This is a genomic window from Xanthobacter autotrophicus (assembly GCF_030015065.1).
GTDB lineage: Bacteria > Pseudomonadota > Alphaproteobacteria > Rhizobiales > Xanthobacteraceae > Xanthobacter > Xanthobacter autotrophicus_D.
Map to the genome: position 1 here is coordinate 1 of NZ_JAIVFN010000048.1, position 23,779 is coordinate 23,779.

Here is a 23,779-nt window from a genome sequence, read left to right on the forward strand (position 1 = left end):
GGGCGCGGCTGGGAAAGCTGGGTCACCGGGCGGCTCCGTTGGCGTCCGTGCCTGCGGCGTCTTCGCCATCCGTGCCTGTGGCGCCTGCGCCGTCCATGGCCCGGCGCAGGCTCAGGGGGCGCATGTCGGTCCAGGCCCGCTCAACATGGTCGAGGCAGGCCGCCTTGGTGCCGGTGAAACCGGCGTCGTGCCAGCCGGCGGGCACGGGCCGGTGCAGCGGCCAGATGGAGTGGATGTCTTCGTCGTTGCGGACCACGCGGAAGACCGCGTTCTCGTCATCGAATGCCATGGCAACCTTCGCGCCCGCGCTGGGCGGATCACGGCCGGCGCCCTGCCGATCAGGTGGGTGCGCCGAGCCTCACATAGGGGTCGAGTGGAAGACGAATTCGGCCTTGGGAAATTTAGGCTCCCCGGATCGCGCCGCCCCGCCGGCGGCGGGCGCATCGGCGGTGACCTGGCCGTTCTCCATGTGCACGACGCGGTCGCCGCAATCGAAGTAGCGGTCGTCGTGGGAGATCACGAGCACGCTCTTGCCGAGGGCCTTCAGCTCCGGCAGCAGCTCGCGGTAGAATACGGCCTTGAAGGCCGGGTCCTGGTCCGCCGCCCATTCGTCGAACACCAGGAACGGCCGGTCCTCCAGCACGGCGGCGACGAGGGCGAGGCGCTTGCGCTGGCCGGTGGAGAGGTCGCGGGTGGAGAAGCGCCCGTCCTCCACGCTCACCTTGTGGGTCAGGGCAAGCCGCGAGATCAGGCGGTTGGCGCGGGCGTCGATGTCCGGCGCGCCCGAGAGGCCGACGAGGCTCTCGAAGAGGTGGAAGTCCCCGAACACGGCCGAGAACAGGGCGCGCTGCACGCTCCGGCTCGTCTCATCCACGATTGCGCCATTGAGCCGCACCGTGCCGCTCTCCGGCGCGTAGAGGCCGGTGACGAGCTTGGCGAGGGTGGTCTTGCCGGAGCCGTTGCCCCCTACCAGGAACACGATCTCCCCCGGCGCGAAGGCAAGGTCCACGGGACCGAGACGGAACATCTCCGCCGTCCGCTCGTCCCAATAGGCGTGGGTGACGCCGCCGAGAACGAGGCTTTCAAACGGCACCGCGATGGCGCCCGGTTCGGCGCGGGCCGCAAGGGCGGCCTCGGTCCGTGCGAGGCGCTGGCCGGCGACGCGGGCGAGGGCGAGGCGGGGAAGGTCCTCCATCACGGCGGCGAGCGGCCCGATGAGGAAGAGCAGCACCACCGCATAGCCCGTCGCCACCGTTCCGCCGCCGCTGAACACGAACAGCACCAGGCCGATGAAGCCGAACACGATCAGGCTGCCCCAGGCGGAGCCGAGGGCCAGCAGGGTGATGCCGTGGGTGCGCGCCCGCCGTACGCTCTCGATGGCCGCGCCCAGATGGCGGGAACGGAAATCCTCGGCCTTGGCGCGGTTGAGTTTCAGCTCCTTGGTGCCGAGGACCAGGGCGGACAAATGGGCAAAGAGCGCATCCTGCCGCCCGCCCGCATGTTCGAGATGGTGGCGCGCCCGCCCGGCCACCAGCATGTAGCCGGCGACACCCAGCGCCATCATGCCCGCCGCGCCGAGGAAGAGGGGCGTGGAGAGCCAGGCGAGATAGAACAGGCATCCCGAGATGGCCACGGCATTGGTGAACAGCACCGGCAGCCGCACCACCACCGTGGCGATGGTGAAGACGTCGTCGGTGACAAGGGCCTGGATCCGGGCCGGCCCCACCTGCTCCACGGCCCGCAGGGGCGCCGCCTCCACGCGCTCGGCGATGCGCGCGCGCAGGCGGGCCAGCACCTCCTGCCCGAGCCGGCCGAACAGGATGCCCGACGCCGTCTGCAACGCCACCGTCAGCGCCGCCACCGCCGCAAAGGCGAGGCCGAGGCTGACGAGGTCGTCGCGGTCCGGGGCCAGCGCCAGATTGATGAGGATGATGAGGGCGACGGCGGCGAGGCCGCTGAGGAGGCTCGTGGCCGTGGCGGCGGAGAAGACAAGCGGGTTCTGCCCGAACACGAAGGACAGGAGCGAGAAGCCGTTCTCACCCTTGTGCGTGTGTCCGGCGGCGGTGCCGTCCGTGGCGCCGGGCGCAGGGTTCTGGCCCTCCATGGTGTCCTTGGCTCCCCCGATGGCGTCTTTCCGGAGCCCGGACGCGAGCGGGCCTGAAGCTACAGACGCTCGGGGCGGGCAGAAATTTAGGGGCAGGCATTCGGGTGCGTGCGGGCAGCGTGGCCTGGCCTGAGCCGTGACTGCGAGATGTTCCTAAATCGGCGCCCGGCGCGTTCGTCTTAACTCCCGAAGCCCGTTCGACCGACCGGAGGGACAGGACGCCATGGTCGCTGAGGAGATCGTCTGTGAACGCCGGGAGGGGGGCGGTGTCGTGGCCCGGAGCGGTGCCGCAACGCGCCTCTGCCTGCTGCCCGACACGGCGGCCGGGGGCGTCGTTCTGTCCGGGGTGGACGCCATGGACCCCGCAACAGCCTACAGCCTGTTGCTGCGCGCCCTGGAGACGGTGACCGCGACGCTGGCCACGCCGCAGCCGCTGCGGCTTCGGGGGTTCGGCGCGCACACCGGCGGACACGAAAGTGGACACGAAAGTGGGCATGGCGGCGGACTACTGGCGGCGCTGCGCGCGCGCCTTCTCGTCGAGGGGCTCGCGGCCGAGGCGGCTGAAGGGCTCGACGTATTCCCGGAGGCGCTCTGGCAGCAGGGCGGCCTGTGGCTGCCGCAGGCACGGCCCGTGTTCGCGCAGCGCTTCGCCCTCACGCAGGGGCGGCGCCACCCGGTGCGTCCGCCGAAGCCGGAGGGCATCGTCTACACGCGGTTCATCCCCTGGCTCGGCGCCCGCTTCGAGCTGCGCACGCTGGACCTCGCCACGGACCTCGATCGTTTCAACCGCTGGATGAACGATCCCCGCGTCGCCGAGATCTGGGACGAGGCCGGCGACCTCGACAGGCACCGCGCCTATCTCGAAGGGCTTGAGGCCGATCCCCACATGCTACCGCTCATGGGCGCGGTGGACGGCGCTTCCTTCGCCTATTTCGAGGTCTACTGGGCCAAGGAAAACCGCATCGCGCCGTTCTACGATGCCGGCGACCATGATCGCGGCTGGCATGTCCTGGTGGGGGAGGACGCCTTCCGGGGGCGGGCCTATGTGGCGACCTGGCTGCCTTCCCTCATGCACTACATCTTCCTCGACGATCCGCGGACCCAGCGCATCGTCGGCGAGCCGCGGGCCGACCATCACCAGCAGCTGCGAAACCTGGAGCGCTCGGGCTTCGCGCGGGTGAGCACATTCGATTTCCCGCACAAGCGCGCCGCCCTGGTGATGCTGCTGCGCGAGCGCTTCTTCGGTGATCGCCTGTGGGTGCCAGACGGCACGCTGCCGGCTCCGGAGCCGCGCCAAGCCATTGAGTTCGCACGAGAGGCACCGCAGCCGCGCGCCTCGGTCCTGGCAGAGGCGTGAAAGGTCCTTTCGCCCTGCCGTCATTTCAGGCGCGTGAACGCGCATCGGGAATTGCACCATGACCTATAGCGAGAACCGCCTTTCGTCCGCCGCCTTGCGCTCCGCCGGGCCGAAGCCCGATGGGGAGGAGAGGGGGCAGGACAAGATCCACGACCTCATCGGCGTCGGCTTCGGTCCCTCCAACCTCGCCATCGCCATTGCGCTGGAGGGCATGGGCGCGCCCGGCCTCTGCGCCCATTTTATCGAGAAGCAGCAGAGCTTTGTCTGGCATGGCGGCATGCTGCTGCCGGGCAGCGACATGCAGATCTCCTTCCTCAAGGACCTGGCGCTGCAGCGCGACCCGTCGAGCCCCTTCACCTTTCTCGCCTATCTGCACGAGAACGGCCGGCTGATGGACTTCATCAACCTGAAGACGTTCTTTCCAAGCCGCATCGAGTTCAACGACTATCTCCGCTGGGCCGCCGGGAAATTCAACGCCTGCGTCAGTTATGGCGAGGAGGTCGTGGCGCTGGAGCCCGAGGTTTCGGGCGGTTCGGTGGATGTGGTTCGGGTGATCTCCCGCGCCGCGGACGGGCGCGCGCGGGTGCGGCGGACCCGCAACCTCGCCCTTGCCACCGGCGGCACGCTGCGGGTGCCGGAGCTGTTCGCGCCGTTCCGGAACGTGCCGCGCATCTTCCATTCGGCCGCATACCTCTCGAACATCGACAGCTTCGACTTCGGCTGCCATCCGGCCCCGCGCATCGCCGTGGTGGGGGCGGCGCAGAGCGCGGCGGAGATCTTCCTCGACCTCACGGCGCGCTTTCCCCATGGCCGCGTCGATATGATCGTGCGCGGCCACGCCCTGCGCCCCTCCGATGACACGCCGTTCGTGAACGAGATCTTCAACCCGGAGTTCACCGACTTCATCTTCCGCCAGAGCGAGCCGCGCCGGCGGGCGCTGATCGCCGACTTCAAGAGCACGAATTACTCGGTGGTGGATGCCGACCTCATCGCCCGGATCTACGACGTGCTCTACCAGCAGAAGGTGACCGGCGATAAGCGCCACCAGGTGCGGCGGCTGACCGAGGTGACGTGGGTGGGGGAGGCCGACGGCGCCGTCGTGCTCGACCTCGCCGTCGGTCCCGACGGCGAGGAGGCCCGCGCGTTCTACGATGCCGTGGTGCTGGCCACCGGCTATGTCCGCGACGGCGGGCGGGCGCTGCTCGGCGGGCTGGAGCCTTATGTGGCCATCGGCGCGGTGGGCCGCGACTACCGGCTCGCCACCGCGCCCGAATTCCGGCCTGCGGTGTTCATCCAGGGCACCAATGAAGGCACCCACGGGCTCAGCGACACGCTGCTCTCGGTCCTTGCCACCCGCGGGCAGGAGATCGCCGAGGCGGTCGTGGCCGCCCACGCGGCGCCGGGCGCCGCCCTCGCCTCCCCCATGCTGCGCCAGCTGGGCCGGGTCTGACCATCCGGGGCGCGGTCCGGGCAAGCCGGCCAACTGGCCCGGCCAACTGGTCCGGCCGACCCCGCTGCCCGAGCCGGCTCCCTCGCCTGCGGGGCCGGCGCCGGTTGCCGGCTTGCGCTGTCGCCCGCGCGCCGCATCCGCCCGAACCCGGCCGTAATTGATGGCGATCGTCGGCGCGCATGCCGCCGATCGCCCCGCTGTCCCCCCGCCTCTCCCGGAACCCGGTCGTCGTCGCCTTGCGCGTCGTCTTCCGGCTGGTCTGCGGCCTCGTCATCGTGCTCGACGAGCTGGTGCGGCCGCTTTATCGCCCGCTGCTCCGGCGCCTCGCCGCGCTCCGGCTCATGCAGGCCTTCGAGGCGTGGGTGGGGCGCCGTTCCCCCTATACCGTCCTGGTCCTCATCGGCGTGCCCCTCGCCATTGTCGAGCCGGTGAAGTTCCTGGCGCTGATCGGTATCGCCAACGGGCATGTGAAGACGGGCACGCTGGCCTTCCTCCTGGCCTACTTCGTGAGCTTCGTCGTCATCGAGCGCACCTTCTCGGCCGGCCGGGCGCAGCTGATGACGCTGCGGCCGGTGGCCTGGATCATCATGACGCTCGGCGCCCTGCGCGCCTCCATCGTCGCCTGGCTGCGCCTTGCGGAGCTGAGGGCGCGGCTGCGCGTGCTGGCGCGCTGGGCCCGGATGCGCCTGCGCTAGAGCATTTTCGAGCGAAGTGGACACCGGTTCGCATGAAGAAAATGTGTTAAAACAGTAATCTAGAGCGATTACCGTGAGCCAGTGCGAACGGAAAACGCTCTAGAGCACGCGCCGATCTGCTTGCATCGCAAGCTGATCGGGCAACGCGTCCTCTTTCTTGAGTTTAGAGGGCGATCCGCCCCGGGGCGCTCGCGGCAGGAGGAGGGCTCAGCCTTCGCTGTCGACCGGCCCGTCGAGGGGCGGCGCCTGAAACAGGCCGAGGGCCTCGTCGAACGTGTTGGCGAACCGGAACAGGTGCGCCAGCCCGCTGACGTCGAACACCTGGAGAATGGTGTAGTGGACCGAGGAGAACACCACCAGCCCGTCCTTGCCGGTGGCGAGGCTGTGGTGGCGCCACAGCAGCCTCAGGCCGTTGCTGTTGATGTAGGTGACGCCGGCGAAGTCGATCAGCGTGTTGCTGCCGCCGGTCTCCAGCCACTGGTCGAGAACCGGGCCGAGCTGGGTGCAGCCCTGCATGTTCAGCTGGCCGGCCAGGTTCACCGTGAGGATGTTGCCGAGGATGGCGTGCTTGATGTCGAGCATCAGACCTCGTTCGTCTTGCCGGGGCGCAAGGTGCGGCGGGCCGCGGTCCATGGTGATACAATATCGCGCAAGCGCATCCTCGTTACATTCCCGTCACGCGCGGCGCCGGGTGGTTCCACGGATCCTGCCGGACCGCCCTCACGCCGGCTCGCGCCCGCCGCGGGAGCTGCTCTTTCCGTGCGTTAAGAGGGTGATTCACCGGGCAAATGGATTCTCTTTGCCCGGATCGCGCTCTAACGTGGACCGACGCGGAATCGGCAGGTTCAGGCCGGCCCCGGCAGTTGTTACCACAGACAGGGTTTCCCGGCTCCATGGCGCCTCTCAAGATCCTCTCGCTCGATGGCGGGACGCGACCCCTGGTCACCTGCTTCCTGCTCCAGCGGCTGCTCGCGGAGCAGCCGGCGCTGCTGGAGGACGTGGATGTCTTCGCCGGGACCTCGTCGGGGGCCATCACCTCGTCCATCATCGCCGTGTCCGGTACGGTGCGCGAGGGGGTCGAGCGGGCCATCGCGTTCTGGCAGCTGTGGCACCCGTTCGAGGGGGCGGGGCCGCTCAGCCCGCGCACCCTGGCCGCCGTGTCCGGCATGTCCGCCTTCCTGACCCACGAGACGCTCTACCGACACCTGCGGGACCTCCTGGGCGAGGTGCGGCTGCGGGATGTCCGGCGCCGGCTGCTCATGCCGGCGGTGGCCATCGACAACGCGGTGGGCCTGAAGGAATATCGCCACTGGTCCATCGAGATTCATCACAATCTGGTGCCGCAGGACCTGCCGGCCTCTCCGCTGCTGGCGGACCTGGCGCTGCATTCCAGCTCCATCCCGGTGCTGCACCCGGTGTTCCAGGGCCGCGTGGATGGCGGGCTCTATGCCAACAATCCCAGCATGTGCGCCCTGACCATGGCCATGGACTTCCTGATGGCGGACATCGCCAGCACCATGATCCTCTCGGTGGGGCAGGGGCAGGCCAGCAGCTACATGGCCCTGCCGGGCGGCGACATCGGATACGGCGGATGGCTCCTGAGCATGGAGCGGCCCCTCGCCCTCATCAAGCTGGTGATGGAGGCCAACCTCCAGGCCACCACCTACCAGGCCAGCCGGATCCTCGAAGACCGCTTCGTGCGCCTCGATCCCTTCCTCGCCACCGATCTGGAGCCCGAGGCCTCCGTCCCGCCCGAGCTGTTCAACCAGCGCCAGCAGGACAAGGCCTGCGCGGCGGATATCGGCCCCACACTGGCGCAGCTGGAGGATATCGGCTGGATCGCGCCGGCGCAGACGGCCGAGGCCGCAGCGCCCGACGCCCCGACCGGCTGAGCCGGATCACCCGGCCCGAAGCCGGATGCCTGCATTGATGACTGTTCGGACCGGTTCGCGGACCTATGGCTTGGCGCGCAGCTCGTTCGCCACGTCGGACAATTCCTGTTCCGGCAGCAGGCGGATCAGCAGGACGCCGAGGGCGGCCACCACGCCGGCCGTGGCGAAGATGGCGACCATGGCGGACTGATAGTTCGCGAGCAGGGCCAGCCGGTCCGCAGCGCTCAGCTGGGAGAGCTGGCCGATCCCGATATTGTCCATCGCCTGCGCGCCGCCATCCACCGGCAGCAGGGCGCCCGCCTGGCTGGCGAGGATGGCCCCCGCCCCGGCGATGCCGAAGGCGCCGCCGAGGGAGCGGAAGAAGCCCGCCGTGGCGGTGGCGGTCCCGATGTCCTCCGGGGGTACCGCGTTCTGGTAGGCCACCGTCAGGCCGGGCATCAGCAGGCCCAGCCCCGCGCCGAGGGGAAACAGCAGCGCGCCCATGAGGTAGGGACTGGGCAGGGCATAGGCGGCCGCCGCCAGCGCGAACAGCGCCAGGGTGGCGATGCCGACGCCGGTGACCGCGAACGCCTTGTAGCGGCCGGTCCTGGTGATGGCCCGGCCGCCATACAGCAGCGACAGCATCAGCCCGGCCGCCGAGGGCACCATGGCGATGCCCGAGGCGGTGGGCGAGAGGCCGCCGACAAGCTGGAGGTAGAGGGGCATGAAGGCGAGCGCGCCGAACACCGCGATGGTGACCAGGGTGGCGACGCAGGTGGCGACCAGCCACACCCTGTTGCGCACCATGCCGAGGGGGATGAGGGGCTCTTCCACCCGCGTTTCCACCGGGCCGAGCAGCAGCGCCAGCACCACCGCCGCGCCGGCGAGGGCGAGCACCGCGGGCGTGGTCCAGCCCTGGTGGGCGCCCTGGTTCAGCGCCATCAGGGCGCAGCCGGTGGCGGCCATGATGATGACGAAGCCGGCCGTGTCGATGCGGTGGCTGGTGGTGCGCGCGCCGGGCGGCAGGCCCATCCACAGCAGGGTCAGCGCCGCGGCGCCCAGCGGCAGGTTCACGTAGAAGATCCAGCGCCAGGACCAGAATTCGGCGATGACGCCGCCCAGCGGCGGCCCGGCGAGGCTGGCGATGGTGAACACCGCCCCGAACAGGCCCTGATAGCTGCCCCGCCGCCGGGGCGACACGAGATCCGACATGGTGATCTGGGTGAGCGTCATCAGCCCGCCGGCGCCCAGGCCCTGGATGGCGCGGCCGAGGATCAGCTGGTTCATGCTCTGGGCCACGCCGCAGAAGGCCGAGCCGGCGAGGAACAGCAGCACCGCGACGGAGAGCAGCGGCCGGCGGCCGTACATGTCGCTCAGCTTGCCGTAGAGCGGCGTCGCGGCGGTGCTGGTGAGGAGGAAGATGGTCAGCACCCAGGCGAGGTTTTCCAGGGCGCCGAAGTCGCTCGCGATCAGCGGCAGGGCGGGGCCGACGATATTGGCGTCGAGCGAGCTCAGCGCCAGCACCAGCAGCAGCCCGGCCAGCACCCGGCGGAACTTCCCCGGCGGCAGCGCGATGGAGGCGTCGTCGCCCTCGGCGGGGGCAGGGGTGGAGGCAGGCGCGCTCACGACGGCGATCCTGCGACGGTGGCGCAGGCCGTGCCGTCGGCGGTCGCCCGGGCCTCGTCCCTCCCGCCGGCGCGCGCGGCTTCGGCGCAGCCGAGGAGCAAATCCGCCACGTCGTCGGGCACGTCGATCATGGCGTCGTGCCCGCTCGCCAGCTCGTGGATGGTGAAGCGCGGGTCCCTGGCGAGCCGCGCCGCGATATCCCGGAAATCGGGGGCCGGGAAGCGCAGGGTGCAGGCATAGGCCAGCACCTCGATCTGCATCCAGGCCCCGGTCAAAACCGCCGGATCGCTATAGGTGCGCAGCGCCTGGGGCACGCAGCGCCGGTCGACCCAGGCCACGTCCTCGGGCGCGGCCAGCGCATAGAGGGCGGCCGGCGCCGGGGGCAGCACCGGACCGCGCGGCGTCTCCGCCACGCGGGAGAGAATGGCCTCGCGGCGCTCGGGGGTGTCGAGATCGAGCAGCGAGCGGCCGTCCTGCGGCAGCAGGGCATCGAGAAAGACGAGGGCGCCGATCTTTTCCGGCACACGGTCCGCCACCTGCGTCGCCACCGCGCCGCCATAGCTGTGGGCGCACAGGACGAGGTCGCGAAGCTCCTCGGCCTCGATCACCGCCAGCACGTCCTCCACATGGGTGGCGAGGCCCACCTCGGGCGAGAGCAGGTGGGCGCGGTCGCCGAGGCCGGTGAGGGAGGGCGCGAACACGCGGTGCCCCTGGCCGGCGAGGATCGCCACCACGCGCCGCCAGCACCATCCGCCGTGCCATGCGCCGTGCACGAGAAGAAAATCAGCCATTGTCAGGATCTCGCCGGCAGCGATGATGTCGGGGCACAGGGTCGTCGCTATAGTCACACCAGTTGGGCCGCTTTCTCAAGGTGCGTTCGGGGGCGCCCGCCGTGTCGCGCTGCGCCGGGCCGTGGGTGGAAGGGGGGCAGATGAAGCCGCATATCCTGTTGATGGGTGAGGCCGTGACGCTGACCCATGTGGTCCGCCCCACCTTGCTCGCCGATGCGCTCCATGCCGCCGGCTATGGGGTGACGCTGGCGTGCGATCCGCGCTTCGGCGCCCTCATCGGCCCGCGCCCCTACCGCACCATCGCGCTGAAATCCGCCATCGATCCCGCCGCCAGCACCGCGCTTTTGAAGCAGAACCAGCCGCTGTTCAGCGTCGAGACCTTCAATGCCTATGTGCGCGAGGACGTGCGCCTGATGCGGCTGGTGCAGCCGCAGCTGGTGGTGGGCGACATGCGCCAGTCCCTCGCCATCAGCGCGCAGCTCGCCAGGGTGCCCTATGTGAACATCATCAACGCCCATTGGAGCCCGTGGTCGGACGAGCCGTTCGTGCTGGTGGACCATCCGCTCTACAAGGTGCTGGGCCGGGAGACCGGCGACCGCCTGCTGGCGCTGATGACGCCGCTCGGTTCCATGATGATGGCGCTGCCCATCAACATCGCCGCCCTCAACAACGGGCTTGCCCCCATCGGGGCGGGGCTCCGGGAGACCTTCTGCGCCGGGGACTACGTAGTCTATCCCGACATTCCGGAGCTGAGCCCCACCCGCCCCCTGCCGCCGAATCACCGCCATATCGGCCCGCTCGACTTCAGCCCGCAGATCGCGCCGCCCATGTGGTGGGACGCGGTGCCGGAGGACAAGCCCATCATCTACGTCAATCTCGGCAGCTCCGGCGAGCCGGCTTTGCTGGAGGCCATCCTGGCCGGGCTTTCAGACCTGCCGGTCACGGTGATCGCGGCCACCGCCCGTCCTGGCGCCGTCCTTGAGGTGCCGGCCAACGCCTTCGTCGCCGACTATCTGCCGGGGGATGCGGCGGCCGCCCGCGCGGCGCTGGTGATCTGCAACGGCGGCGCCTCCAGCGGCTGCCAGGCGCTCATGGCGGGAACGCCCTTCCTCGGGATTCCCAGCAACACCGACCAATTGTCCTACGGCCGGATGGTGGCCAAGACCGGCGCGGCGGAAAACCTGCGGGAGGACGAGGTGACCCGAGACAGCGTGCGCACCACCGTGGCGGGCATGCTGGCGGCGCCGGGATACCGCGAGGCGGCCCGGCGCTTGCAGCAGGACCTGGCCCGTTATGATGCCAAGGCGAATTTTGTCGCCTTCGTCGGGGAGATCCTGGCGGCGTCCTCCGGAGCGGTTTCGAGCGAAGCGGGTACCGGTTCGCGTGAAGAAAATGCGTCGACACAAGATTCTGGAGCGGCTTCCGCGAGCTGAGGCGAACGGAGGCCGCGCTCTAAACTCAAGAAAGAGAACGCGTTGCCCGATCAGCTTGCGATGCAAGCTGATCGGCGCGTGCTCTAGAGTGCGATCCGATCAGATTGAATCAATCTGATCGGTGAATCGCCCTCTAAGTTCAAGAAAGAGAACGCGTTGCCCGATCAGCTTGCGATGCAAGCTGATCGGCGCGTGCTCTAGTGGTTCGACCGCGACAGATGGAACCCATCTGTCGCGCGCAGGTCGAACCACAACTCTTTGATCTGGTGGGTCAACTTTTCGAAACGGATGGGTACCATCCGTTTCGGTTGATCCACTAGGAGCGCTGGCTGACCAGCACCCCGGCCGCCACCACGGCGATGGCGAGCACCGCGAGCCCGGTGGGGGTGGTGACGATCTCCCCCTGCCGCCCCAGCAGCACCGCGCAGATCATGGCGCTGCCGGCCAGCACCGCGACGCCCAGCCGGTTGGCCGCCCGGGTGAGCTGGCGGATGTCGTCGCGGCGCTGCTCGGGGCCGTCGGTGCGGATGCGCAGCTTGCCGCGCTCCAGCATGGTCAGGAGATTGTCGAGCCGCATGGGCAGGCGGACGGTGGCCGAGACCAGGCGCTTCAGCCGGTCGGAATCCGGCTTGAGCTCGTCGGCCACCAGCCGCTGGGCCAGCGGCATGAAGCGCTCGGCGGGATCGAAGGCGGCGTCGATGCCCGCCACCGTCCCCGAGCAGATGCCCATGGCGCGGAAGACGAACAAAAGCTCCGCCTTCATCTTCATGGGCGAGTTGTAGAGCAGGGTCTGGTATTCCTCGGACAGCTCGGCGAACGGCGTCAGGTCGCGCTTGCGCACCTGTCCCACCAGAGCGTGGGGGAACTTGTTGATGAGGGCGGCGGTCATGCGCTCCAGCTCGTCCAGGTCGGTGTTGGGCAACAAGAGGTCGCCTTCCACGTAGGACTGCACGATGGTGTAGGCGTCGCGCGTCACCATGCCGGTGGCATAGGTGGTGAGGGACTGGCGCAGCCGCTCGGGGATCTGCACCGCCATGCCGAAATCAATGAACACCACCTGGAACGGCCGGTCGGTGATGTGCGGCACGTGCACCCGCCCCGACGCGAGGCTGGAGGGCGACCAGCCCGCCGCGCTCTCGCCATCCACCGCCAGCGGCCGCACGAACAGGTTGCCCGGATGCGGGTCGGCATGGACGAAGCCGTGCCGGAACACCTGGTCGAGGTAGCAGTCCATCAGCTTGCTGGCGACGCGGCGGCGGTCGATGCCGGCGGCCTCGTAGCCCAGCACGTCGTGGATGGGGAAATAGGAGACATCCTCCATGGTCAGGGTGCGCCGGCCGCTGCGGGACCAGTAGATGGCGGGGGTGTGGATGGCGGGATCGTGGGCGAACTCGCTGGCGAAGCGCTCGCAGTTGCGCGCTTCGGCGACGAGATCGAGCTCGCGATAGGTCACCGCCGTGAATTCGCTGGCCAGAAGGTCGAGGTCCACCCGGCGGCGGATGCTCTCCAGCCGCTTCAGCTGGCGGATGAACTGGCCGACGATCTCCAGGTCGCTGGCGACGATGGCGTCGATGCCCGGCCGCAGCACTTTCACCACCACCGGCTGGCCTTCCGGCAATACCGCCCGGTGCGCCTGCCCGAGCGAGGCCGCGCCGATGGGGACCGGCTCGAAGCTGCGGTAGAGGCCGGTGATGGGGAGGAGAAAGTCCGCCTCGATCTGCGCGATGATCTCGGCGGCGGGCACGGGGGGCACCGCGTCGCGCAGGTCGGCCATCACATGGGTGACCTCCTCGGGCAGCAGGTCGACGCGGGCGCTGACATACTGGCCGAGCTTGATGAGCACGCCGCCGAGGCGCTCGGCCTCGCGGCGATAGTGCCGGGCGAGGGCGGCCCAGCGCGGGGCGGGCGGGCTGCGGAACCGCTTCAGCGGCCCCCGCGTCATCACGATGTCCCAGAAGAAGATGTTGAGCGCGATGCGCAGGAACAGCCGCCGGACCGCGCGGGCCCGCTGCTGGTTGGTCAAAGGGCGCGGGGCCTCAGGGCGCATCAGCTGAAGTCCAGGGGCAGCATGCGCCGCTGGATCATCTCCTTGACGATGGCGATGTCGCCGTCCTGGCGCCGGTCGCGATCATTGAAGGGCACCAGGGCCCGGACCGCATCGCGCAACCGCAGGCTGCGCCCGTGGCAGCCCTCGCCCCGGCGCAGGTCCACCGCCTGCACCAGCGCCAGCAGGCAGATGGCGGCCACCGTCTCGGTCAGGTCCAGCACGCGCAGGCTGTCACGGGCAGCGATCGTGCTCATGCTGACCTTGTCCTGGTTGTGGTTCTCGGTGCTGCGGCTGAAGACGCTGGCCGGCATGGTTGCCTTCAGCGCCTCCGCGGTCAATGCGGACGCCGCGATCTGCATGGCCTTGAAGCCATGGTGCGCCCGGTGCCCGTCGCCGTCGGCGCCCACCAGGTTCTCCGGCAGCCCGTTGCTGGTTGAGGCGGAACAGAGGAGCGCGAGCTGGCGGTCCATGAGGTCGGCGATGTTGGCGGTGGCATTCTTCAGGCCATCGGCCACGAAGCAGGCATGGCCGCCGTAGAAATTGCCACCGAACAAGGGGTCGCCGGTCTGCGGGTCCACCAGGGGGTTGTCGGAGGCGCCGTTCAGCTCGGTCTCGATCCAGGGCCGCATCCAGTCCAGCGCGTCGATCAGCACGCCCACCACATGGGGGGCGCAGCGGATGGAATAGCGGTCCTGCAGCCGGCCCTCATGCGCGGTGCCGGGCCGGTACTCGACATCCTGGGCGATCCAGGAGGCGCACAGCATCTGGCCGGGATGGGGCTTGGCGGCGAAGATGCGCGGATCGAAATGGGCGGGGTTGCCGCGCGTCACGTCGCTGGCGAGCGCGGTGAGCGCCGCCGCCAGCCGGGCCAGCCAGCGGGCGCGCTCGAAGGCGAGGGCCGTCAGCGCCACCGAGACGCTGGTGCCGTTCATGATGGCGAGGCTTTCCTTCGGCGCCAGCGCGATGGGGGTGATGCCCGCCGCGCGCATGGCCTCGGCCGCCGGAACGATCTGCGGCCCGCTATAGACCTCGCGCTCGCCCATCACCACGGCGGCCACGTAGGACAGGGGGGTCAGGTCGCCGCTCGCCCCCACCGAGCCCTCGCTGGGGATGACGGGCAGGATGCGGTGCTCCAGCAGGCTGGCGAGGCGCTCCAGCACCTCGAAGCGGACGCCGGACCAGCCCGCGGACAAAGAGGCGATGCGCGCCAGCAGCACGGCCGCGGATTCCACCTGCGAGAACACCGCGCCGGTGCCGCAGCCGTGGAAACGCACGAGGTTCAGGGACAATTCGTCGGTCAGGTGCACCGGCACCTCGGTCACCACCGATTCGCCGAAGCCGGTGGTGACGCCGTAGATCCGCTCGCCAGAGGCGATGCGTGTGCGCAGCAGGTCGGACCCGGCCTCGATGCGCTGCCGGAACCCGGGCGAGGCATCCAGCGCGACGCGGCTCGTGCCCTGGGCCACCGCCCAGACATCGGCCGGCGACAGGCGCTGCGCGCCGACGAGGATCTCGGGGGTCCGGTGAACGTTCATGGAGCTTGAATCACTCGAGGCGGCACTGCCTGGACCGGGAGACTAGCGACATCCGGCGGTCAGTGCCAAGATGGCGCCGCGGCGGGATTGTTCGGGACGCGGGGAGGAAATCCCCGGCGCGCACGGGTTCCCGGAGCGAGGCGCCGAAGCTGCCGGGACGGTGCCGCGCCTGCGGGCTTCGTATCGTTTCATCATACCGTCACACTCCTCCATCTTGTTGCTGCCGGATGAATTTCGATCCCTCACCTTGGTTTCTCGGGAGCCGGACGACCGGCGTGCGCCGGCTTCGCCTGTTCTGCCTGCCCTTCGCGGGCGGCAATGCCAGCGCCTATGCGCCGTGGCAGGCGGCCATCAATCCCGCCATCGAGGTGGTGCCGGTCCAGCTGCCGGGCCATGGCGCGCGCATCCGCGAGGCACCGTTCGAGACCATGGATGACATGGCCGACGGGATGGCCGATGCCATGGCGCGTCGGCTCGATGCTCCCTATGCCGTGTTCGGCCACAGCATGGGCGCGCTGCTCGCCTTCGAGACCTTGCGGCGGCTGCGCGCGCGGGGGGCGCCCGCGCCGGTGGAGCTGTTCGTCTCGGCCCGCCGCGCGCCCCACCTGCCGCCGTCGCGCCCGCCCTTGCATGTGCTCAGCGATGCCGATCTGGTGGCCGAGCTGCGCGCCCTCAACGGCACGCCCGACGTGGTGCTGGGGGATCGCGAGCTCCTGGACCTGCTGCTGCCGGTGATCCGCGCCGATCTCAAGGCGGTCGAGACCTACCGCTTCCGCGCGGCCGCGCCGTTCGACTTTCCCATCCATGCCTTCGGCGGCACGCGTGATTCGATCCCGGAAGAGGATCTGCGGGCCTGGTCGCGACACTCGACGTCCGTTTTCAGCCTTGCGTTGTATCCGGGGGATCATTTTTATTTGAATGACCATCGTATTCCCTTGCTGCGGTCGCTGGAATCTTTGTGTGGCCTGACGCAAGGTGAAATGCTGCCGTGATCGACCGGAAGGGCCGGCGGGACGCCACGGGTCCGGCCGCCGCCGCGGCGGAGCGACCGGACGGCCGGGGAAGGGGGCGCGCGCCGCGCCCGTGCCTTGCGCCCGTGCTCTCGCGGCCACGCCTGCGGCCTTTGCCCCCGCGTGCCGCTTGACGCCGGCGTGGCCGGTTTGTAGCGTTGCCGCAAAATAATAACGGGTTGACGAAAAACATCTTTTCCCCGGGCGGAACGTCGAGATCAGGGGGCGATTACTTGAACGTCGCCAGTATTTTTTCCGACATGCCCGGCGACAGGCCGTGCCTGCTGTTTGAAAGCGCGGTGTCTTCCTATGCGGAGGTCCGGGCTGCCGCTGCCGGCGTGCGCGCCCGGCTTGAGGCCGAGGGCGTCGGGCGCGGGGATTTCGTCGCGCTCATCCTGCCCAACGGGCCGGACTTCGTTACCGGCTATCTGGGCGTGCTGAGCCTGGGCGCGGTGGCGGTCTGTATCAATCCCATGCTTGCCGCAGCGGAAATCGCCTTCATCCTCGCCGACAGCGGGTGCCGCCTCGCCTTGGCGGAGGGGGAGGTCGCCGGGTGGCTGTCCCTGAGCGGCCTGCGCGTGGTCGATGCCGGGGCGCCGGGCGGCGGCGGGCCGTGGTCGGTGGAGGATGTGCCCGACGCGCATCCCGCCGCCATCGTCTATTCCTCCGGCACCTCGGGCCGCCCCAAGGGGGTGATGCTGTCGCACGGCAATGTGGCGTTCACCGCCCGCTCCAAGGTGCGCTACATGGGCGTCACCGGCGCGGATCGGCTGCTGCTGTTCCTGCCGCTGCATCATTGCTTCGGCCAGAACGCCATCCTTCTGCCCGGCCTCTTCGCCGGGGCCTGCGTGGTGCTCCAGCGGCGGTTCGACCGCGCTGCCGTGCTGCGATCGCTACGCGCGGATGGCGTGACCATGGTGTTCGGCGTCCCCACCACCTTCCTCGCGCTGGAAGGCCGCATCGCGCCGGCCGACTGTCCCGCCGTGCGCTACTGGTTTTCCGCCGCCGCGCCGTTGCCGCTGGAGGTGGAGGAGCGCTGGCAGAGGCACATGGGCCTGCCCATCCACCAGGGTTACGGCCAGACCGAGTGCTCGCCCTTCGCCACCTACAACCACGCCCATAGCCTGCGGCGCGGCAAGGTGGGCACCGCCATCGACGGCGTGGAGCTGCGCATTGTCGATCCCGTCGACGGCCGCGAGCTACCGCCGGGGGAGGCGGGGGAGGTGGTGCTGCGCGGCCCCAACGTGATGCTGGGCTATCTGAACCGGCCGGACGACACGGCCAGGGCCATCCGCCAGGGGTGGCTGCATACCGGCGACATCGGCCGCCTGGATGCCGAGGGCTATCTCTCGGTGGAAGACCGGCTGACGGACCTCATCATCGTCGGCGGCCGCAATGTCTATCCCGCCGAGGTGGAGAACGCGCTTTACGCCCACCCCGCCGTGGCCGAGGCGGCGGTGTACGGCGTCGCCGACCCGTTCCTCGGCGAGGAGGTCTGGGCCAATGTGGTCCTGAAGCCGGGGGCCGGCGTCGGCGCGCAGGAGCTGGAGGCGCTCTGCCGGAGCAGCCTTGCCGCCTACAAGGTGCCTACCGCCTTCGCTTTCGTGGATGCCCTGCCGCGCAACCCCACGGGCAAGATCCTGAAGCGCGAGTTGCGCGCCGCCGCCGCGCGGCCGTCGGCTCAAGACCCGGCGGGCCGGGAGCCGGGCGCCGCTCCCGGCGTCGGCCTCGAGACCTGGGTGCGCGACTGGCTCGGCCGCCATCTGAACCTGTCGCCCGACGCCATCGAGCGTGACCGCGCCTTCGCCGAATACGGGCTGGATTCGGTACTGGGCGTCGCACTGGCCCGGGATCTGGCCGCGCCGCTCGGGCGTCCGGTGGACCTGACCGTGGTGTGGGAGGCGTCCACCCTCGCCGGGCTGCTGGCGCGCCTGCGCGAAACCGGCGCCGCCTCCGCCGGGGCCTGCGCCGTCCCTGCGGCGACATAGACAGGCCATGGCGCAGCCCCTGACATTGCGCGACGGCCCCCCGGCGGCGCCCGCTTCCGCCCAGGGGGAACCCATCGCAATTGTCGCCGCCGGCTGCCGCTTTCCCGGCGGCGCGAACGATCCCGCCGCCTATTGGCGCCTGTTGCGCGAGGGGCGCGATGCCGTGCGCCCGGTGCCGGCCGGCCGCTGGGGCGCGGACGATCCCGGCGCCGCCTCGGCCTATGCGCGGGACATGGCCAGCCTCGACGACATCGAGGGGTTCGACGCCGCCTTCTTCGGCATCTCCCCGCGCGAGGCGGCGTCCATGGATCCGCAGCATCGCCTGCTGCTGGAGGTGGCGTGGGAGGCGGTGGAGCGCGCCGCCTGGTCGCCGCAGGCGCTGGCCGGATCGAACACCGGCGTGTTCGTGGGCATCTATTCCGACGATTACACCCAGGAGCGGCTCTATCGCCGCCCGGCGGACCAGATCGACGGCCATGCCGGCCTTGCCATGATGCGCAGCCTCGCCGCCGGCCGCATCGCCTATGCGCTGGACCTGCACGGCCCCGCCATGGCGCTGGACGCGGCCTGCGCCTCGTCCCTGCTGGCGATTCATCTCGCCTGCCGCAGCCTGCGCGCGGGGGAGTGCGACCGGGCGCTGGCGGGCGGCGTCAACCTCATCCTGTCGCCCCAGATCACGCTGGGCCTGTGCCGGATGCAGGCGCTCTCGCCCACCGGGCGCTGCCGCACCTTCAGCGCCGATGCCGACGGCTTCGTGCGGGGCGAGGGCTGCGGGGTGGTGGCCCTGCGCCGGCTCGCCGACGCGGTGCGCGACGGGGATCCCGTGATGGCGATCATCCGGGGCTCGGCGGTGAACCATGACGGGCGCAGCAACGGCATTTCCGCGCCCAACGGTGCCGCGCAGCAGGCGGTGATCCGCGCCGCGCTGGCCGATGCCGGCATCCCCGCCCGTTCCGTCGGTTATGTGGAGGCCCACGGCACCGGGACCATGCTGGGCGATCCCATCGAGCTGAGGGCCCTGGGCGCGGTCTATGGCGCGGATCGCGCCGCGCCTTTGCTGGTGGGATCGGCCAAGACCAATTTCGGCCATCTGGAAGCGGCCGCCGGGGTGGCGGGCTTCCTCAAGGTGGTGCTGGCGCTGCGCCACGGGGAGGTGCCGCCCAACCTGCATTTCACCGCCCCCAACCCTTATGTGCCGTGGGACGGGCTTGGCCTCGCCGTGCCCACCGCGCCCTCGCCTTTCCCCGCCGAGGGGCCCATGCGCGGCGCGGTGAGCGCCTTCGGCATGAGCGGCACCAATGCCCATGTCATCCTGGAAGCGGCCCCCCGCCTTGCCGACACACCCGCGCCGCGCCGGTCCGGCTATGTCGCCGCCCTCTCCGCCAGGACCGAGACGGCGCTGCGGGCGCTGGCGGCCCGGCAGGCGCAGGCCCTCGCGGCAATGCCGCAGGCCGATCCCGGCGCGGTGGCCCTGACTCTCAATGCCGGCCGGGGGCTTTTTCCGGTGCGGGCCGCCGTGCCGTTCACCGATGCGGGCGATCTGGCGGGCAGGCTGGCGCATCTGTCGGAGATCGCCACCGCGCCGCCGCGCCGGCCGGAGGTGCTGTTCGCCTGTCCCGACGCGGAAGACCTGCCCGCCGATGGCGGGCGCGCGCTCATGGCGAGCGATCCGGCCTTCGCCGCCGCGGTCGCCGCCTGCGCCGAGGCGGGGCCCCCGCCGGTGCAGGAGGGCCCGGCCGCCGCCTTTGTGCTGGCCTATGCGCTGGCAGCCCTGTGGCGCAGCTGGGGCGTGGTCCCCGATCGCATCTGCGGTCAGGGGGCCGGCGAGGTGGTCGCCGCCTGCCTTGCCGGCATGCTCTCGCTGGCGGATGCCGGCGCCCTGCTGCGCGCCCGGCGGGCTGCGCTGGGGCGTGCCCATGTGGAGGCCGGGCGGCTCGATTTCATCGCCGCCGTGCGCGGCCTCGCCCTGAGGCCGCCGGTCGTGCCGCTGGTGTCGGGCCTGCTCGGCCGCGAGGTCGCCGCAGAGGTCACCAGCCCCGCTTACTGGTGGGCGCAGCTGACCGGCGCGCCCGCCCCGGCGGTGGAGGTGCCGGGCGCGGTCGTGATCCCCATCACGCCCTCCGGCGCCGTGTGGGAGGACATCGCCCCGCGGCTTGCCGCCGCGCACAAAGCGGGGCTCGATCTGGACTGGGCGGCGGTGGACGCGCCGCGCCGCCGGCTTTCGCTGCCCGCCTACCCGTTCGAGCACGGCGCCTATTTCATCCCGCGCCCGGATGCCGCCCCGGTGCACGCGCCGCGCGGCCTGGCCGGCAGCCGCCTGGACCTCGCGGGACGCGACGAGGTGCGCTTCACCCTCACCCTCGGCGGCGAACGGCACCTGTTTCTACTCGACCACCGGTTCGGCGGCCGGGCGACCTTCCCCATGGCCGCCTTCGCCGAGGTCGCGCTCCAGAATGGCCGGGCGGTCCTGGCGTCCGTCGCCGCCGGGGTCGAGGATCTGGCCATCGTCCGCCCGCTGGTGCTGCCCGACCGGGGCGGGGTGGAGGTGCAGACCGTCGTCGGCGCCGACGGGGCGTGGCAGCTGTTCGCCCGTGATCCCGGCAGCGGCTGGACGCTGCACGCGACCGCCCGGCTTGTCTGCGTGCCGGCGCCGGAGGTGGCATGGGATGCCGGCCTGGCCGCCCCCGCCGTCCGCACGCCGGGGGCGGCCATCTATGGCGGGCTGACGCCCTTGGGCTTCGACTACCGCCCGGCGTTTCGCGGCCTGAAGGAGCTTGCGATGGTCGCGCAGGGCGTCATCGCCCATGCGGCGCTGCCGCGGGAGGCGGGGAGCGCCGCCGATTATCTCCTCCATCCCGCGCTGCTGGATGCGTGCCTCGTCGCCTCGAGCGCGATCCTGCCGCCGCTCGGGCCGGGCGAGACCTGGATGCCGCGGGGCATCGGGCGGGTGACGGTGTTCGCGCCGGCCGGCGGCGCGGCCACCTCGGCGCTGCGGCTCAGGGGGGATCCCTCGGCGCGGTCTTGCCATGTGGACCTGGTCCTGCGCGACGGCGCGGGGCAGGTTGTGGCGCAGCTGGACGGCGTGGCCTTCGTCCGCATCGCCCATGGCGCCGAAACGGTGGAGGATGACGGGGGCGCCACCCAGCCGGAGCTGCTGCGCCTGGGCTGGCAGCGGGTGGACCTTACCGCCACGCCCGCGCCCGGCCGGTCCGCGGGCCGCTTCGCGCTTCTGGGCGACGACCCGGCTCTGGTGCGGCAGCTGGCGGATGCGCTGGCGGCGCGCGGAGCGGAGGTGGCGGATCGCCCGCCCCCGCTTGACGCCGGCGTGGATGCCCTCGCAGGCTGGATTTCCGATGCCCGCATGCCGGACGGCAACTGCCGCTTGGTCTATCTGGCGACCCTGCCGGCCGATCCCGGCGCGGCGGATGTGCCTGCCTCCCATCTCCGCCTGCTGCGGCTGATCCAGGCCGCGGGCCGCTCGCCCCATCGCGCCGGGCTGCGGCTGGACGTGGTGACGCGGGGCACCCAGCGCGTCGGCGGGGAGCCCGTCACCGGCGTGGCGGAGGCCGGATTGTGGGGCCTGTCGCGGGTGGCGGCATCGGAATATCCCGATCTCGGCCAGACCCGCATGGATCTCGACCCCGAGGCGGAAGGGGGCGCGGACCTGCCCGCTCTCGCCGCCTGCCTCATGGCGGCGCCGGCGGGGGAGGACCTGGCCTTGCGCCGGGGCGTGTGCCTCGCGGCACGGCTCGTGGCCGACCGCCCGGCCGAGCCGGAGCATCCCATCGACATGCCACGGTTCGACGGCCGGCCGCCCGGCCCCGGCGAAGTGATCATCGACGTGGTGGCGAGCGGCCTCAATTTCCGCGACGTGCTGCACTCCATGGGCCTGTTGCCCGACAGCGCCGACAGGATGCCCTACGGGCTCGAATGCTCCGGCGTCATCGCCGCCGTGGGGCCGGGCGTCGAGGGCCTCGCGGTGAACATGCCGGTGATGGCCGGCCTCACCGTGGGCAGCCTCGCCGGGCGGGTGCGGGTGCCGGCGGCGTTCGTGGTGCCGAAGCCGGAGCGCCTGTCGTTCCGCGATGCCGCCACCCTGCCGCTGGCCTTCCTCACCGCCCATTACGCCCTCGACCGCCTGGCCGGCCTGAAGCGCGGCGAGCGGGTGCTGATCCATGCGGCGGCGGGCGGCGTCGGGCAGGCGGCGATCCAGGTGGCGCAACGGGCCGGGGCGGAAATCTTCGCCACCGCCAGCCCGGCCAAATGGGGCCATCTGCGCCGCCATGGCGTGACCCACCTGTTCAACTCGCGCACCGCCGATTTCGCCGCGGAGATCCGCCGCCGCACCGGCGGGCGGGGCGTGGACGTGGTGCTGAACAGCCTCTCGGGCGAGGCCATCGCCGAGAGTTTCGCGGCGCTGGCCGATGGCGGCCGCTTCGTCGAGATCGGCAAGATGGGCATCTGGAGCGCGGCCGATGTGGCGGCGCTCGGCCGCGACATCGCCTACCACCCCTTCGACCTGTGGGACATCAAGCAGGATGAAGGCCTTATCGCGCAGATGATGGCCGAGATGGTCGCCCGTCTCGCCGATGGCTCCCTCGTGCCGCTGCGCTCCGAACTCTTTGGCATTGATGATGCGGGTGCCGCCTTCCAGCACATGGCCCGGGCGCGGCACATGGGCAAGATCGTGCTGTGGCAGGCGGCGGCCCCGGCCGGCGACACCGTGCGCGGCGACGCGACCTTCCTCGTCACCGGCGGCCTCGGCGCGCTGGGCCTTCATGCGGCCTCCTGGCTGGTGCGCCACGGCGCGCGCAGCATCGCTCTGGTGGGCCGCAGCGCGCCGGGGGAGGCCGCACGGGAGGCCGTGGCGGCGTTGCACCGGGCCGGCGCGCGGGTGGAGATCTTCCAGGCGGACGTGAGCGAGCCGGCGGCGGTGGTGGATCTGCTCGCCGCCGTGCGGGAAAAAATGCTTCCGCTGCGTGGGCTTATCCATGCCGCCGGCGTGCTGGATGACGCGCTGCTGGTGAATCAGGACCCGGCGCATTTCGCTCGCGTGCTCGCCCCAAAGCTGCGCGCGGCGTGGCTGCTGCACCGGGCGACCCTCGACGAGCCCTTGGAAATGTTCATTCTCTATGCCTCGGCGTCCGGCCTTCTCGGGCTGCCGGGACAGGCCAATTACGCCGCCGCCAATGCCGCCCTTGATGCCCTCGCCGAGCATCGCGCCGGCCTCGGCCTGCCCGCGCAGGCCATCGACTGGGGGCCGTGGGAGGGGGCGGGAATGGCGCAAACGCTGGATTCTGGCGTCATGGGCCGGATCTCGCCCGCGGCCGCGGCGGCGGTGCTGGGGCAGCTTGTGGCGCGCCGCCCCGGGCATGTGGCGGTGCTGCCCACCGGCTGGCAGGCCGGATTGAGGAAAGGCCTTGGCCCTACAGGACTTTTGGCTGGGTTTGCCGCTGCCACGCTGCCACAGGATGGGGGGCCGGTCGCTCCGCCGTTCCGCGTCCGGCTGGAGGCAGCAGGTGGCGCGGAGAGGGCGCGCCTGCTGCGTGCCCATGTCCGCCAACTTGTTGCCACGGCGCTGGAATTTCCCGCACCCGAGGCGGTGGACCCGGCGCGGCCGCTGGAGGACATGGGCTTTGATTCCCTCATGAACATGGAGCTCAAGGCGGCGCTGGAGAAGGACCTGGGTGTCTTGCTCAAGGCCACCCTCGCCTACGATTATCCGAGCATCGACGCCCTGGTGCGCCACCTGGCTGAGGAGGTATTGGGATGGCGGCAGGAGGACCCCGCCGCTGCCCTTACCGAGCCGCAGGACGATGCCGAAAGCGCGCTCCTCGCTGAGCTCAACGCGTTGAAATATTGAGGCCTCATC

General features: G+C 70.8%; 15 protein-coding genes. 8 read left to right on the forward strand and 7 right to left on the reverse strand.

The genetic code is table 11. The annotated features are described in order from the left end of the window. Positions 1-22: 22 nt before the first annotated feature. The gene (locus tag K9U40_RS11500) at positions 23-289 is read right to left on the reverse strand and encodes an MbtH family protein (RefSeq protein ID WP_282890336.1); all 267 of its coding nucleotides are present in this window, start codon (positions 287-289) and stop codon (positions 23-25) included. 69 nt (positions 290-358) lie between these two features. Next, positions 359-2,104, reverse strand: a complete 1,746-nt coding sequence (locus K9U40_RS11505) for a cyclic peptide export ABC transporter (RefSeq protein WP_282890337.1) — start codon at positions 2,102-2,104, stop codon at positions 359-361. Between the two features lie 223 nt (positions 2,105-2,327). On the opposite strand from K9U40_RS11505, the gene K9U40_RS11510 reads away from it, so the two are divergent. The 3 genes from K9U40_RS11510 (at position 2,328) to K9U40_RS11520 (ending at position 5,606) form a co-directional block, all read left to right on the forward strand. After that, positions 2,328-3,461, forward strand: coding sequence for a GNAT family N-acetyltransferase (locus K9U40_RS11510; RefSeq protein ID WP_282890338.1), 1,134 nt, complete (start codon positions 2,328-2,330; stop codon positions 3,459-3,461). Positions 3,462-3,519: 58 nt separating this feature from the next. Next, positions 3,520-4,911 (forward strand): lysine N(6)-hydroxylase/L-ornithine N(5)-oxygenase family protein, encoded by a 1,392-nt coding sequence (locus K9U40_RS11515; RefSeq protein ID WP_282890339.1) that lies wholly within the window; start codon positions 3,520-3,522, stop codon positions 4,909-4,911. A 179-nt stretch (positions 4,912-5,090) separates the two neighbouring features. After that, on the forward strand, positions 5,091-5,606 hold the full coding sequence (locus tag K9U40_RS11520; RefSeq protein ID WP_282890340.1) for a hypothetical protein: 516 nt from the start codon (positions 5,091-5,093) through the stop codon (positions 5,604-5,606). Between the two features lie 207 nt (positions 5,607-5,813). Here K9U40_RS11520 and K9U40_RS11525 read toward each other — a convergent pair whose 3' ends face one another. Beyond that, complete coding sequence (locus K9U40_RS11525) at positions 5,814-6,188, reverse strand: STAS domain-containing protein (protein WP_282890341.1); 375 nt, start codon at positions 6,186-6,188, stop codon at positions 5,814-5,816. A 311-nt stretch (positions 6,189-6,499) separates the two neighbouring features. On the opposite strand from K9U40_RS11525, the gene K9U40_RS11530 reads away from it, so the two are divergent. Beyond that, positions 6,500-7,498, forward strand: a complete 999-nt coding sequence (locus K9U40_RS11530; protein ID WP_282890342.1) for a patatin-like phospholipase family protein — start codon at positions 6,500-6,502, stop codon at positions 7,496-7,498. A 63-nt stretch (positions 7,499-7,561) separates the two neighbouring features. On the opposite strand, the gene K9U40_RS11535 is transcribed toward K9U40_RS11530, so the two are convergent. Beyond that, on the reverse strand, positions 7,562-9,103 hold the full coding sequence (locus tag K9U40_RS11535) for an MDR family MFS transporter (protein ID WP_282890343.1): 1,542 nt from the start codon (positions 9,101-9,103) through the stop codon (positions 7,562-7,564). Beyond that, positions 9,100-9,894, reverse strand: coding sequence for an alpha/beta fold hydrolase (locus K9U40_RS11540; protein WP_282890344.1), 795 nt, complete (start codon positions 9,892-9,894; stop codon positions 9,100-9,102). The genes K9U40_RS11535 and K9U40_RS11540 overlap by 4 nt, the downstream gene beginning before the upstream one ends. Positions 9,895-10,034: 140 nt before the next feature. On the opposite strand from K9U40_RS11540, the gene K9U40_RS11545 reads away from it, so the two are divergent. Further along, positions 10,035-11,327 (forward strand): glycosyltransferase, encoded by a 1,293-nt coding sequence (locus K9U40_RS11545; protein WP_282890345.1) that lies wholly within the window; start codon positions 10,035-10,037, stop codon positions 11,325-11,327. Positions 11,328-11,643: 316 nt separating this feature from the next. Here K9U40_RS11545 and K9U40_RS11550 read toward each other — a convergent pair whose 3' ends face one another. Both K9U40_RS11550 and K9U40_RS11555 read right to left on the reverse strand, forming a co-directional pair. Beyond that, positions 11,644-13,374, reverse strand: a complete 1,731-nt coding sequence (locus K9U40_RS11550; RefSeq protein ID WP_282890346.1) for an ABC1 kinase family protein — start codon at positions 13,372-13,374, stop codon at positions 11,644-11,646. After that, positions 13,374-14,909, reverse strand: a complete 1,536-nt coding sequence (locus tag K9U40_RS11555) for an HAL/PAL/TAL family ammonia-lyase (RefSeq protein WP_282890347.1) — start codon at positions 14,907-14,909, stop codon at positions 13,374-13,376. Before K9U40_RS11555 ends, K9U40_RS11550 begins: the two co-directional genes overlap by 1 nt. 275 nt (positions 14,910-15,184) lie before the next feature. On the opposite strand from K9U40_RS11555, the gene K9U40_RS11560 reads away from it, so the two are divergent. The 3 genes from K9U40_RS11560 (at position 15,185) to K9U40_RS11570 (ending at position 23,770) form a co-directional block, all read left to right on the forward strand. Further along, positions 15,185-15,901 (forward strand): thioesterase II family protein, encoded by a 717-nt coding sequence (locus K9U40_RS11560; RefSeq protein ID WP_282890348.1) that lies wholly within the window; start codon positions 15,185-15,187, stop codon positions 15,899-15,901. A gap of 251 nt (positions 15,902-16,152) precedes the next feature. Beyond that, a complete protein-coding gene (locus K9U40_RS11565; RefSeq protein ID WP_282890349.1) occupies positions 16,153-17,907 on the forward strand; it encodes an AMP-binding protein in 1,755 nt (584 codons plus the stop codon). 7 nt (positions 17,908-17,914) lie between these two features. After that, complete coding sequence (locus K9U40_RS11570; RefSeq protein WP_282890350.1) at positions 17,915-23,770, forward strand: type I polyketide synthase; 5,856 nt, start codon at positions 17,915-17,917, stop codon at positions 23,768-23,770. Positions 23,771-23,779: the final 9 nt, after the last annotated feature.